Origin of the sequence: Flagellimonas lutimaris, assembly GCF_003581615.1 — a bacterium.
Classification (GTDB): domain Bacteria; phylum Bacteroidota; class Bacteroidia; order Flavobacteriales; family Flavobacteriaceae; genus Flagellimonas; species Flagellimonas lutimaris.
Genome location: NZ_QXFH01000076.1, coordinates 234,229 through 249,505, shown reverse-complemented (window position 1 = coordinate 249,505; position 15,277 = coordinate 234,229). Strand labels below are relative to the sequence as shown.

At 37.9% G+C, this 15,277-nt stretch carries 9 protein-coding genes; all 9 read left to right on the top strand.

Annotated elements, in window-relative coordinates; all coding sequences use genetic code 11:
• Positions 1-371: HipA domain-containing protein (locus tag D2V08_RS14165; protein WP_147374107.1), on the top strand; the 371-nt coding region annotated here is incomplete at its 5' end.
• A 627-nt stretch (positions 372-998) separates the two neighbouring features.
• A complete protein-coding gene (locus D2V08_RS14160; protein WP_119608810.1) occupies positions 999-4,148 on the top strand; it encodes a SusC/RagA family TonB-linked outer membrane protein in 3,150 nt (1,049 codons plus the stop codon).
• Positions 4,149-4,166: 18 nt separating this feature from the next.
• Entirely contained in the window at positions 4,167-5,588 is a 1,422-nt protein-coding gene (locus D2V08_RS14155) for a SusD/RagB family nutrient-binding outer membrane lipoprotein (RefSeq protein ID WP_119608809.1), read from the top strand.
• 10 nt (positions 5,589-5,598) lie between these two features.
• Positions 5,599-6,123: a putative periplasmic lipoprotein gene (locus D2V08_RS14150; RefSeq protein WP_147374149.1), complete on the top strand. Its 525-nt coding sequence runs from the start codon at positions 5,599-5,601 to the stop codon at positions 6,121-6,123.
• A gap of 792 nt (positions 6,124-6,915) precedes the next feature.
• On the top strand, positions 6,916-10,152 hold the full coding sequence (locus D2V08_RS14145) for a SusC/RagA family TonB-linked outer membrane protein (protein WP_119608807.1): 3,237 nt from the start codon (positions 6,916-6,918) through the stop codon (positions 10,150-10,152).
• A gap of 26 nt (positions 10,153-10,178) precedes the next feature.
• Positions 10,179-11,912 carry a SusD/RagB family nutrient-binding outer membrane lipoprotein gene (locus tag D2V08_RS14140; RefSeq protein WP_182835565.1) on the top strand — a complete coding sequence of 578 codons (1,734 nt, stop codon included), beginning with the start codon at positions 10,179-10,181 and terminating at the stop codon, positions 11,910-11,912.
• 24 nt (positions 11,913-11,936) lie between these two features.
• Positions 11,937-12,896, top strand: coding sequence for a hypothetical protein (locus tag D2V08_RS14135; protein ID WP_119608805.1), 960 nt, complete (start codon positions 11,937-11,939; stop codon positions 12,894-12,896).
• Between the two features lie 105 nt (positions 12,897-13,001).
• A complete protein-coding gene (locus D2V08_RS14130) occupies positions 13,002-13,754 on the top strand; it encodes a hypothetical protein (protein WP_119608804.1) in 753 nt (250 codons plus the stop codon).
• Between the two features lie 1,033 nt (positions 13,755-14,787).
• On the top strand, positions 14,788-15,168 hold the full coding sequence (locus tag D2V08_RS14125; RefSeq protein WP_182835564.1) for a LytR/AlgR family response regulator transcription factor: 381 nt from the start codon (positions 14,788-14,790) through the stop codon (positions 15,166-15,168).
• Positions 15,169-15,277 lie beyond the last annotated feature (109 nt).

The following is a 15,277-nucleotide window of genomic DNA, read 5'->3' as shown; positions in this document are numbered from 1 at the left end:
TAGTTTTTTGTTTTGTGACTGGAAATGAGGATATGCACCTTAAAAACTTTTCCCTAATTACAAAGAATGGCAAAACGACGTTGGCCCCTGCTTATGATCTGTTGAACTCCTCCATTGCGATTAAAAACCCTGAAGAAGAAATTGCATTGACCCTGAAAGGAAAAAAAAGTAATTTAAAAGCGTCAGACTTTACGGATTACTATGCGAAGGAGCGATTACAATTGAACGAAAAAACCATTGAAACCATACTTCAGGATATATTTCAGGCAAAGGAGAAATGGGAGGATCTTATATCGATTTCTTTTCTTTCCGATGACATGAAAGAAAAGTATTCCAAAATACTGGAACGTCGGTTGAAAATGTTTTATTGATTCACTTCAAAGTATCTTATATTCTTAGTGATACGTTTGCCTATGATGTGTTTTTCTATAAATGTAATTGAATAGATTAACCTTATTTGTACTCAGACCTCAAAGAATCCTGTTTAGCTCTAGATTTTTTATGTATCCTACGGTTACCTTCAAATCAAAGGTGCCATCGGTTAAGAATACTCCCTCTCATTGAGGCACCTAAGAACATAACATTTTTTAGACATTATCTCCAATATTCTAGATCTTGTTGCAAAAAGGAAGCATTTAGTAACAAAAAAAATAATGACTCCTTTTTAATCGGTTTATTTGGATTGTAATCTTTAAAATATAATAGGAGGGGGTGGTTTCTTAAGAAAAGACATAGTTTTGTTTCATTTTAAGATTTTGAATTAGCCCAACCATCTGCCTCCTATTTTTTACCCCTTAAGTTTTCTAAATTATCACATTGCTTCTTTAATTTCTCATGACTCTGGGAGTTTGTTTCAAAATTTTGGAGATTGGTTGCAAACAAATATTCCTCCATCCTTTTTTTTATTCCTTTCGGCTCTCTTGTACTTGCAGTAAAATAATTGTTGACTGACCAGTACAGGAGTAATAACTAACTCTATTAATTTAAAATCAGAATGTATGGGATTAATTAAAAAAGGAAATCTGCTATTTCTTCTTTTTATTTTACTTGTGAACTATAGTTGGTCACAATCAAACACGATTACTGGTAAAGTTACTGACGAATTTGATAGCCCCCTTCCTGGAGTTTCCGTGGTGGTAGTGGGCACGAACAAAGGTACGCAAACAGACTTTGATGGAAATTATACAATTGAAGTTAATCCAGGTCAATCGTTAAGATTTTCTTATTTAGGTCAAAAAACAGTCACCAGAATCATTGGTGAGCAGAGTATGCTTAATGTAAAGTTGGAAGAAGATACGCAATCTTTGGATGAAGTAGTGGTCACCGCTCTTGGCATAGCAAAAGATGCTAGAACAATTGGTTATGGGACTGACATTGTTAAAGGTGATGAATTGGTGAAGGCCAGAGAAACCAATATCACAAATGCTTTACAGGGAAAGATTACTGGAGTTCAAATTACTAATTCCGGCGGAAATTTAGGGGGTTCTTCAAAAATAATTATACGTGGTGTTTCCTCTTTGTCCGGTCGTAACGAACCTTTATGGGTGGTTGATGGTATCTTAATCAATAATTCACAGACTCCTGGAAATGGAAGTAGAATAACAGGTACAAGAGATTTTGCCAATGGCGCTTCCGTTATCAATCCCGATGATGTGGAATCAATCAACGTACTTAAAGGTGCAGCTGCTACCGCCTTGTACGGTTCAAGGGCAGCGGGTGGTGCAATCATTGTCACGACCAAAAAAGGAAAATCTAATCCTAACGGTGGTGCAACGGTAACTATTAATTCTACCGTTAGATTTGATAACCTATTTAGGAAACCCGATTACCAGCAGGAATATGCCATGGGTACTCAAGGTCAGTATGATGCTGGAGCTGTAGGATTTGATTGGGGCCCAAGAATTGTAGGGCAGACGGTTCAGAATCTACCGGTCACTGGTGAACCTGGAATATTGAAACCGGTCGATAACAATGGCGTTGATGATTTTTTTAAGACCGGTTTTACCAGAATCAATAATTTTTCCGTATCTGATGCTGATGAAAAGATGGATTATAGAATCAGTGTAACTTCTTTGAATCAGACAGGTGTTCTTCCAGGGGCCGAGTTGGATAGGCTCACCATAGGTTTAAATGCCGGTGTTCGACATAGCGAGAAATTAGAATCAAGATTTGGTGTTCAGTACACTAAAACAAATTCAATTGGAACAGGGGCTTCCGGTGCTAATGATCCAAATATTATTGGGTTATCTTCTTTTAGTAGTACACTGGACCAGAATTTATTTAAACCATGGATTGATGCTAGTGGTAACCAAATAAATTTAATTACTTCCAATAATGGTGTTGAATCCAATAATCCATTATGGATACGTAACGAAAATTCCAACGATAGAAATGCAGATCGTATTTTTGGTAACTTTCAATTGACATATAAACCATTTACAGGTTTTGGAGTAACCTCGCGAATCGGATTGGATGTACAAGATGATCGACGTCTAATAGAAAATAGTAAAGGTACCATAGCGCGTGCACAGGGTGATTTTATCTCCGATGAGATAAGAAGAAATGAGACTACCATAGATATTTTTGCAAACTATGACCCTGATTTAAATTCTGATTTTTCAGTAAGTTTATTGACTGGGGTACAATACAATCAAAGGATATTTGAAAGACAGCAAATTCAGGGTGTCAATTTATTGATTCCGGAGCTGTTTAGTCCTGCCAATGCTGCTCAAACAATTGGAATAAGGGATTTTACCGAATCCAGGCTATTTGGTATATATGGTTCAGCGGAAATTGGTTATAAAAATTGGACTACATTAACGTTGACGGCAAGGAACGATTATTCATCAACTTTGCCCCTTGAGAACAATTCTTATTTTTATCCCTCTGCCAGTTTAGCTTTTATTTTTACGGATGCTTTCGACATTTCCAGTGATTTCTTAACGTTCGGAAAACTAAGAGCCAGTTGGGCACAGGTAGGTAATGATACAGACCCTTATCTTTTAAATTTTAATTTTAATCCTGTCACCAGTGCTTTTGGCCAGTATTCATTGAATTTGAATTTTCCGTTTAATGGAGCTTTAGCGTATGCGGCGACAACAACTATTCCTTCTGTTAATTTGCAACCGGAAGAGCAAACATCCTATGAGTTTGGATTGGATTTAAAATTATTCAATGGACGTCTTAATTTGGATGTTGCTTATTTCAACAGTAGAAATGAGAATCAAATATTAAATATACCCATACCTGAGAGTACAGGATTTCGTTTTAGAACAGAAAACGTAGGAAGGGTAGACCAAGAAGGGTTTGAAATAGCATTGGATGCGACCCCGGTAAGAGCAGGGGATTTTTATTGGAATACAGGGATAAACTTTTCACGAGTGGAGTCCACTGTGGTATCCTTGACAGAAGGTTTAGAAAGGGTAACGATTGCTTCTGCTTTTAACAGTGTTCAGGTAGTTGCAGTTCCAGGAAAGGAATTTCAATTATTTGGCATACCCTATTTAAGGGATGAAGTCACGGGAAGACCAATTATTGATCCAAACACAGGTAGAAGACAAGCTGGTGAAGCGACTACTCTAGGTTCCGTGCTGCCTGATTGGACTGGTGGTTTTGTAAACAGTTTTAATTATAAGGGGTTCAACCTTTCAGCTACAATGGATGTAAGATGGGGCGGTGTAATTAAATCCTCTACCGTTGAAGGTTTACAAACAGGAGGATTGGTCAATGAAACTTTAAGGAATAGGGAAGGTACTTTTATTGATACTCAAGGTATTCTTATTGCTGAAAATCCTGACGGAACTGTTACCCGCACGGACAATAATGTTCCTCTTTATAATGCTCAGGATTTATGGACTTCACTTAATGATAATAGTGTAGCGGAACCCTATGTTTATGATGCATCGTATATCAAACTTAGGGAGGTTGGATTTTCCTACACATTTCCCTCAAGATTTCTGGAAAGCACTTTTATTAAAGGTCTAACCATTGGAGTTGAAGGAAGAAATTTGGCACTCCTTTACTCAAAAGTTCCACACATTGACCCAGAAGCTAGTTTATTTGGATCAGGGGCAGATGGTTTTGGTATTGAAAGAGCTAGTATTCCCTCCACCAGAAGCATGGGATTTAATTTAAAGCTAACATTCTAATTCGAAATTACATTAAATATGAAAAAGTATATAGCAATAATTTTAACTACTGTATTTGGTTTAGGAACCTTTTATTCCTGTGATGATACCTTGGATGTAAATACAGATCCTTTAGCCGCTACTTCTGCTGACCCAAATGCCGTGTTGCCATATGTGTTTGTGCAATACTCAGCACGTAAGGTTACGGAATTAGGAACAAGGATTTGTGATGTTCCTCAATATATTTCCACAACTTTTAATAGCCCAAAAAATGGATCGACCACTAGTTTTTTAACTGGTAATACTTGGAGAATGCTTTATGCGGAGACAAATGGCAATCTCTCACTCATTAGAGCAGATGCAGCCGCAGCAGGAGAAACTAGTAACAATGTGAACGCAATAGCTACGATATTATCAGCTCATATGTTTTACGAAGCTACTAGTATATTTGAGGACGTGCCGTTTAGTGAAGCGCTGAATGGAACTGAATTTCCTGCTCCAAAAGTAGATGCTCAAGAAGATGTACTGAGAGGAGTCGTTGATATGCTGGATGAAGCAATGACAATGATTGATAATAGACCAGCGGAAGGCGAATTTGTAATTACACCATCAAGCGATTTATTCTATGGTGGAAATATGGATGATTGGCGAGTTTTTGCTAACTCATTAAAATTAAGGGTTTTAATGATGCTTAGAAACGGTGGGGCCAATGTCGATGCACAAATTACCCAAGTATTGGGTGAACCTTTAATGGAGGTCAACGATCAAGCCGCATTAATAAGGTATTCAGGTGAGCCGGGAGGTGAAAATGGCATGAATACAATAATAACTGCATTTGGCGGGCCAGATAATGAAACTGACAACATATTTGGACCAGGTGATCCACTTGTGGATCTGTTATATGGAAATAATGATCCCCGGTTGGATTTGTGGATCGCCAGGAATGATTTACCTGCTCCTGGAAATACTTTTTTTCCTGATAATTCTACATCGGTCCTAAGTAATAACGTTATCAGGGCAACATTACCCGATGTTATTATGATACCTGCAGAAATAGATTTGTACAAAGCAGAATTGGCTTTGGAAGGTTTTACTGCTGCTGGAGATGCAAATGATAATTTTAGAAAAGGAGTTACAAACACCCTAAAATGGTGGGGACAAGATATTCCTGGAGCTGTTCAGATTATTTCAGATGAGGATATTTCCACATTCGTAAATAATTTACCTGAAGCAAACTTGACGGATATTTATAATGAACAATATCTAGCTTCCTTTCTTATGCCGGTACTTTGCTGGAATAATGTTAGAAGAAATCAAATTCCGGTCTTGGAGACACCACCTGCCAGTAATATCTCTACATATTTAAAAAGGTTTACATATCCTCCGACAGAGATTGCAACCAACCCTAATATTCCAGCAAACAAGTTAACAGATGTTCCAATGTGGTTTGAAAATCAATAATATAAAAAAAATGAAGAAAACAATTTACTTACCTTTAATTCTGGTAGCGATTTTGGCATCGTGTACCGAAGAATATAGCTTAGAAGATAATGGAATTACAGTTGAAGAGTTACCCGGATACGTTGCTTTCAGTGCTCCCGGCACTGGTATTTCAATAAATCCAGTGGAAACTTCTGAAGATGCGGGTACTGTATCGTTAAACGTGGAAATACCAACCTCATCTCCATCTGATGTAACCGTTAATTATTCATTTGGGGGTTCTGCAGTTTATGGTGTCGACTACACAGTAGAAGGAGCTTCCAATGCAGGAGGACAGGTGGTAATTCTTAAAAGTACGGAGATTAATCTAGATGGATTACCTGATAATGCGGATATTGATGTACAGTTATTAACCGATGGTGTGGTTGATGGTCTTAAAACTATTGAAGTAACATTGGTGGATGCATCAAATTCAGAAGGAGATATTGCAGTTGGTAGGGCTGGAACCGATTTATTAAAGACTGCAGTCATTAATATTGCCGATATTGATGAATAAGTTTCAATTAAGATAGTATGTATTGATATTCTATGCCTCTCTGCTTATTGAGAGGCATAGTGTTTTTTATACCCAAGCAGTAGTAAAGGTTTCCTGAAGATAATAGCATAAGAATTATATTTTTTTTAGCTCAAGTGAAAGACTCATCTTAAGGATAATGGCATGCTATAATAAAAGGAGAGGATTGGATTATGTTTGGTCTTTAACTGTTACGGTAATTAAAAAACCGGAAATTTGTCCTGTTTTTGGCGTTAGTATCTTTTTCAATCATTAGTGTTTGTGATAGGATAATCGAATTTGACAACTCGCAAACCCAATTGGGTAGGTTTTAATTAGTTCATTTCAATGTGTCCTAATAGGTTTTAAATTATTTTCTTAAAATGTTTGAGCAGTTATAGCAAAGCCATTCATAATAAAAAATGTGATATGGTCGCTCAACCTTTAAGAGTAAATGGATTAAAAACAGCTTATTGGTTAAACTAGGAATTAGGAGCAGAGAGGTTCTCAAATATAGCATGTGCTGATTTTCATTCCAAGATTTAAGATGTTGACAACATTACCATCCGTGCATCAACTCAAGAGATTTTTTATTGAATAAAAGATTATTTCTAATTGATAATGCTTTTTGCCCTAAAGGCAGTTTTCATTGCAAATTCCCTGGGATTCGTTTCAAACAAAAATAACTCCTTCTTTTTTTTGTTTCCTTACCGTGTCTTTAACTTTCTATTAACAATGTCTTGTTGAAAAAGGTTAAGGCAAAAGAACTAACTCTTTAATCTAAACTTAGAATGTATGAAATTAATTAAAAAAAGAAATTTGTTATTTCTTCTTTTTGCTTTGGTGATGGCCAGTGGATGGTCCCAAGAGAAAACAATAACGGGATTGGTTACTGACGAGGAAGGAATTCCGTTGCCCGGGGTTAATATCCTGGTGCAGGGCACTACAACAGGTACCCAATCAGATTTTGATGGAAATTACTCAATCTCAGCTTCGGAAGGACAGACACTGATTTTCACCTATGTCGGTCAGAGAACAGTTAGGATTAACGTAGGCCCGGGCAATACATTAAATGTCCAGATGGAGGAAGATGCCCAAGCTCTGGAAGAGGTTGTGGTCGTTGCCCAAAATATAAAAAGGGAAGCCGGGTCTCTTGGTTATGCCGTTAGTGATGTGGGCAGTGAACAGATTGAGGATCGGGCGCAAGGCGATATTGGTAGAATTTTACAAGGTAAGGCTGCAGGGGTTAATATTACTGCAACAAATGGTGTTTCCGGCTCTGGAACCAATTTTATAATCAGGGGTTATACTTCAATATCTGGTAGTAACCAACCCTTATTTATTGTGGATGGTGTGCCCTTTGATGGTGGTGCAAATGAGCAAAATGATTTCTTTGATAGCGCGGGTGAGTCAAGCCGTTTCTTGGATTTAGATCCAAATGCCATTGAAAACGTTAAGGTTTTGAAAGGCCTAAGTGCAACGGTGCTGTACGGAGAAAGAGGACGAAATGGGGTTGTTTTAATAACGACCAAAGGCGGTAGTTCAAAAAACACCGCAAAAAAATTAGAGGTGTCGGTCAATACTTCTTATTTCGTTAGTAATGCCATTTTACCAAATTTCCAAAAACAGTACGGTGGCGGATTCCATCAGGCATTTGGGTTCTTCTTTAGTAACTGGGGGCCAGATTTCGCTGATCAAAGGGAATTTCCGTATGGTGCAAATTTCAGGGGAATTGCACCTGATGGAACAGTTTTGGTCAGACACCCATTCGATGCTATCAACGATAATAGTTTAACCGCGGAATTTCAAGATTTGGCGGCTTCCAATTATAGGTATCAAAACTATAATAGCGTACAAGAATTTTTTAGGACCGGTGGTGTATCGACTAATTCTATAAACCTCAGAGGTTCAACGGAAAATGTAACATATAACGTAAACCTAGGCCACTTGGAAGATAAGGGGTTTACTCCAGGCAATAAGGTGATACGTAACAATTTTGGTATTGGAGGTTCGGCGAAGCTATCCAATAATATTACCGTAAGTGGCACATTGAATTATGCCAACACAGATTATCGTACCCCTCCTATTTCGGCATCTGCGGGTAGTGGTACCGTAGGGGATGGTTCTTCCGTATTTGGGGATGTCATGTATACGCCAAGAGGTGTCGATTTGTTCGGTCTACCATTCCAGACGTCTACAGGAAGAAGTATCTATTATCGTTCCGGGAACGATATTCAAAACCCTAGGTGGACTTTAGCCAATGCTAAAACTACTCAAAACACAGAACGTGTTTATGGAAACCTTAGTTTCAATTATCAGATTGCCGAGAGTTTAGGGCTCTCATATCAACTTGGGCTCGATACCTATACGGAACTTAGTAGTTATGGTCAAAACCGTGGTGGGGTTGATGGCGACCCCAATGGTATATTCAGAACAACTACAGTCAAAAACAAAATATGGAACCATACGGTTAATTTGACCTATAACAAGGATTTAACAGAAGATTTTAGTTTGCAGGCGATTCTTGGCGCTCAATCGCGTAATGACTCATTTGACAGGGATGGTGTCGAGAGTACACAGCAATTGGCATTCGGAGTCCTAAGGCATTTTAACTTTGTAAATCACGCTACGGTAAACAGCTTTACGGGAGAGGAAATCGCTTTACAGGCCAGAGAAAACCAAGTTGGAATCTATTCAGATATAACCCTTGGATATAAGGACGGATTATTCTTGAATTTGGCTGCTAGAAATGACTGGAGCTCAACCTTGGAAAGGGACAACTACAGTATTTTCTATCCAGCGGCAAGTTTATCCTTCATTCCTACCAAATTCATTGATGGAATGGTTAGTGATAATTTCTTGAGTAGTTTGAAAATGAGGATTGGCTATGGTACTTCCGCTGGTTTTCCCGATCCTTATGGCACAAGAAACCAACTATCCCTAACTTCAAGAGCAGTCGTTAACCAAACTGGAAATGTGTTGTCTGGTAACTCAGTGGCGAATCGATTGGGCAATCCAGATTTAAAAGCAGAGACCGTATCCGAAATTGAGGCAGGTATAGATGCTCAATTTTTTCGTAACCGACTTTCCTTAAACGTTAGTGTCTACAAGAAAACCGCGGATGATTTAATAACCGATCAAAACCTAGATCCTGCCTCTGGCTTTACCGTAACAAGAATAAACTCAGGTTCACTTGAAACCAAGGGTATTGAAATAGATTTTGACTTTACACCGGTCAGGACGGATAATTTTAGATGGAACCTAGCCGGTAATTTTTTCGCAGATGAGAGCTTGGTGACTTCCCTGCCAGAGGGAACGGACCAAATCGTTCTTACCTCTTCCATTGATGGTAGGCCAGCAAACTATGCCATTGAAGGGCAACCTTTTGGTGTGCTCCAAGGTAGGGCCACAATTAAAGATGATGCGGGCAATAGAGTTGTAGGTGGAGATGGCTTGTACCTCGTAGGTAATGATATTGAGATTATTGGGGACCCCAATCCTGATTGGAATGCAGGTTTTACGTCAACTTTCAGTTATAAGGGGCTTACGCTTTCAGCGAATATGTTGTACCGTCATGGTGGGGATATATTCTCACAAACGGCAGCAACACTTCTGGGTAGAGGTACCGTGGCAGTTTCAGGTATAGATCGTGAAGCGACCTATATCTTACCTGGTGTTTTGGAAAATGGGGAGCCTAACAATATTCAGGTGACAGCCACCAACGTAGGCTTTGATACCATTGGTTTTAGTTCTGGAAATGACCTTCAAATTTATGATGGTTCCACACTTCGATTGAATGAGCTCAGTATTGGTTATGCCATGCCGCAAAAATGGTTGGATAAAACACCATTTGGGAAGCTAAGCTTCACATTGAGTGGCAACAACCTTTGGTACAAGGCATTTAACTTTCCCGAGGATGTGAGATTTGATACGAACACCTTAAGTACAGGTGTTGGAAATGGACAAGGAATTGATTTTATCACAGGACCAAGCTCTAGAAGATATGGTCTTAGTGTTAATGCAACATTTTAATGATAACCGCGATAAATTTAAAGAAAATGTCAAAAAAATATCAACAGATTATATATAAAGGTCTAGCCATTTTTGTGCTAGCCTTAGGATTAAATTCTTGCGAGAGCACGGAGTTACAAATATTGGATAGTCCTAATGCCTTAACTCCAACACAAGCCGATGCGGATTTATTTTTGAATTCCATTCAAGTGGGACTCGGGATCTTCTTTGATGGTGATGCAAGGGGGTTTACTACCATTGGTGTATCCGAGGAAGGAGCTGAGGTAACGAGGATGTTACATATGTTTGGACCTACTTATACGAACGCATATCCGCCAAGTGATTTTGATAGAGCTTGGGAACGAGCTTATGCTGAAATTTTGGCCGATATACGGGCCTTGGAGCCGATAGCCGAAGAACAACAGCTTTACACCCATATTGGAATTAGCAAAACGATCGAGGCGTATATTGTAATGACCTTGGTTGATTATTTTGGTGACATACCTTATTCTGAGGCTTTGCTTGGAGCAGAAAACACAAATCCAGTTTTAGACGATGATGCTGCTGTCTACGAAGCTATTGAGGACCTATTGGATGAAGCTATCGTACAGTTCAACCGGGATGAGCTTAATGGAGCCTCATCAGATCAGTTTTATGGGGGTGACGAAACACAATGGATTAAGCTTGTAAACACACTGAAGTTAAAGTTGTACCTACAGACACGTTTGGTTGATTCTAGTGTGGGCGGAAAAATTAGTGCCCTGTTAAATGAGGGTAATCTTATATTGACCGAAGCGGATGACTTTCAATTTCAATATTCGAACACAAATGCCAATCCGGATAGTAGGCACCCCCTTTTTACACGTAATTTCAATGTACCAGCCGATGTTGCGGATTATATGTCCAATTCCTATATGGTGAGAATGAAGGATGAATACTTGGGTAGGGACCCTAGAACGCGCTATTATTTTTATAGACAATCATTGAATTTTACCGAAGATCCAAATGAAGCAGAGTGTATTACACAACCTAGGCCCTTGAGCTATGCGCCAAGCGATGTGTTTTGCAGCATTGGAGATGGCTATTGGGGTCGTGATCATGGAGACAATGATGGAATACCGCCGGACGGTGGTTTGCGTACTACATGGGGAGTATATCCTGTAGGTGGTTTGTTTGATGATAGCAGGGGCGAAGCCGTATCTGGAAGATTCATTGGTTTGGAAGGTGCAGGGATATCACCAATAATGTTGTCCTCTTTCACAAATTTCATGTTGGCCGAAGGAGTTTTGACCGCTGGAGTTACAGGGGATGCCAGAGCTTATTTGGAGGCTGGAATGCGAGCATCCATAAGCAAAGTCATTGCTTTTGGTGAACGATTGGATTATTTGGATGATACAGTAATACCAGATGACCCGGATACAGAGGATGTCGATGAAACACAAACAGTACGTGATTTATATGTTCCAACAACTGAGGATGTGGATAGTTATGTAAATACGGTAATGGCAACTTATGATAATGCCTCTGGTCAAGAAAGATTGGAAATTGTCATTAACGAATACATGAAAGCCTTATGGGGTAACGGGGTTGAAGCTTACAATACCTATAGAAGAACAGGTTTACCCTCGAATATGCAGCCAACGTATTTGGAAAACCCTGGAGGATTTGTTAATTCATTTCTGTATCCCAACGAACTGGTAAACCAAAATTCTAACGCCAGTCAAAAGGCAGATCAAACTGTGCGGGTTTTCTGGGCAGAAGGTGGTCCAACTTTAGAATAGTTTTTAATCAAGAAAAATATAATTATGAAAAAAATAAATAAGTTACTTTTTATTCTTCCTGCACTTTTAATAGTAGCTGCATGTACGGATGAAGATAAGAGCCCGTTTTCCTTAAGTGCTCTTGAACAAGCGGCAGTCCTACGGACTATTGATGTCGTAAGTCCAAGGAATATTAATAAGAGTGCTCCCGAGAGCTCGGAGTTTTTTGTAGAAGTGGAGGCTGATGACTTCCAGGATGGAACACGTTTTGCCTCTATGGAAGTATATCTTTCCTTGTTGGATAACTTTGTAGATGTGGATGGGGATACTGAAACGGAACTTGATGATGAAGATATCAGTATTCCCGATGTGTTGTTTACAACAATACCAGCTTCTGAATTTACCATAAGTACAGAGAGTGGAAAACCGAGGTATCGGTTAAGCATAAATGGTGCGGATGCAATTTCTACTTTAAATATCGGTGATAATCTGTCTAGAGTGGATGGTGGCGATATTATAAGGGTACGCTTGGCGATGATATTGGAGGATGGATCTGTATTCACAAGTAGCAACGTGAACGGTAATGTAACCGGACAGTTTTTTGCTTCAGGGTTTCAATACGATAATACCATTGTTTGTATTTTGGATTCACCTCCTGCCGGGGACTATACGGTTGTAATGCAAGATTCATATGGTGATGGTTGGCAAACTTCTAGTAATAGTGGTGGACCTGGAATTACGGTGACACTTTCCAATGGCGATGAAATTCAAGTTGGGTTATGTTCACCTTATGAAACTCCATCGTATCCTTGTACCGATGATGCCAGTGCAGGAACTGCAACAGTCACTATCCCAGAGGGGTTGACATCCGCTGATTGGTTTTTCCCAGGAGATTTTTTCGGAGAAATATCCTTTCAAATCTATGCGCCCAGTGGAAATTTGATAGCTTCTTATGACGCAGGGTCAGCAGAGGGACCAATTCCTTTGAATCTTTGTAATGAATAGCACTAGGATATTGGTTTGATAAAAGTAAGGGAGCCTTTCTAGTCTAGAATGGCTCCTTTTATTTTCACAAGAATTTTCCAAGAAGTCTTTTAATACTTTAAAATAATGCGGATAAAAAAAAATATTGTACTTGTCTACTTTTTAATGCTGATGGGGGGATTTGTATTTCCCCAATATGGAAATGTTAATGGTAGGAGGCCAAACGCCAATTTCGAGGCTAATCTTTCAGTAAATAATATTTTGCGCGGAAGGGACGTATTGCAAGATGTGCTAAAGAAGAAGAATAATGTGAATATTACCTTAGCGGAAATCGAAGGTGAACCTTACATTGATAAGAAGTTTTTGCCCGGAAATATTTACTATAAGGATAGTTTGGATTTAGGGCAATTTCTTATGCGCTATAATGCCTATTTAGGTGAAATGGAAGTAAGTAATCCTAATGGCTCGAGATATATAAATAAGATGGATGGTATTAGTATAGTGTTAAATAATGAAAAGTATATGGTGCTCGACTATGGCGTTGATGGCATGATAGTTGAACAAGATTTTTTCATTGAAAAGTTTAAAGGTTCAAAAAGCGGTCTTTATGTGAAATATTCTAAAATACTTCGGCAAGGCAAAGAAGCAAAAACGAGTTTTCATACTGCGGTCCCACCTAAATTTATCTCCAATGAATCCTATTATCTTAAGTTTGGTTCTATGAATCCAGTAAAAGTTAAGCTCAGAAAAAACAATATTTTGAGAATCTTCCCGAATAGGACAAAGTCCCTTAAAAAATACATAGCGGAAAAGAATTTGAAAATGAACACCCTTGATGATTTAGTAGTACTGCTAAAGTATTATGAAACTTTGAAATAGATGATGAGTTTCCATCCCTCGGAAAAATTTTTATCAAGGCATATGAAAAATCCTAACGCATTTTACCTCTTTAAGGAATGGACAGAATATATTGACAATCCTTGTTTTTATCCGGTCATACAAATTATGATGTTCAATGCGTTGTTAGAAACCGAATTGACCGAATCGAAAAATTGATAATCTTATGAATTTCACCCGTTCTATGTTTTGTGATTATCGATAAATGGGAAAAAGGAAATTAGATTGGAAAGTTTTTGGAGCGCGATTACTCATTTAATTTGATTTTTTAGGGTTTAATTTTATGCCCAATCTATATTTTCGGCTTTTCAGACATATTTTCCGTTATAAATACCTTTGACAAAGCACTCCTTGAAGAATCTAATTGATTTTGGCAAGGGTCAAAGAGTGGAAGCTTATGCTACAAACCAGATAAATTTTTTGAATGTTAAATGAAATGTCATCGATCAATTTAGAACCGGAATATCGCCTTGTAACCCAATCACAATAAAACTAAGGTTTATACATAAACATGTTTGTTTTTATTCCTTCAAGATTCTAAAGAATTAGAATCCTTTAATTCACTAAACAAGTTTAAAAAGCTTAAAAAACCTATGTAATATACTTAAAAACAGAAACATACAAACATGGTTTCTAGATTTTGAAAGGTGCTTAATTTTATAAATATAAGCACCTTCGTTTTTTTTAATCAGTTTATTTATCGGTTCTTTAAGTAAGTTCCTATTGCTAAAAAGCAAATCTTGATATGAAAATCAAGGCGGTAGGTGAATGTATTACTGACAGTAATTTTTTCGGAGTACAAATAAAAAAGAAACAAATAGCATTTACCAGGCTTTTACCTTGATAGGACCGTAAATGTTTGATAGGTAAAATCTAATCTTGCCGTATAAATCGGAATGACGATGGTTGATTTGTATCATTCTAAAAGTTAAAAATGGTTTAAAAAATCTTATCAAATGTCAGCTTCATTCAATGAGTAGACCTTGATAACACACTAGTTTGAAAAATGAGACACATGATATATTTTCCAGATAAAATCATTATACCGGAAGGAAACAAAAAACACCTATTTGATATTAATGAGGTCAAATTCATTAAAGCTGATCGATACTACGTGAATGTGTTTTGTTTCAGTAAGAAAGTATTGATCAGAATTACAATGAAAAAACTGGAAGAATTACTACCAACTATTTTTGTTAGGGTAAGTAAATCCGTTATTATCAACGTCCGACATATTGTAAGGATTGAAGAGTCCAAATTATCATGTTGTGTGATACTTACCGGTGAAATAGAGCAACAGGTTTCTGAAAAATACAAAGGTGAATTTGACAATTATTTCACAAAAAACGTTCAATTTATACTCAATTCCCCCGAAACCTTTAAAAATCAAAATTAATTCAGGTAATGGTCATTTATTTTGAAAAAATCATTGCTTTATACATCTGTATTCGAACTGGAAAAAAGGAACCTCACTAACATAAAATATGCATTTACCCATATCAAGT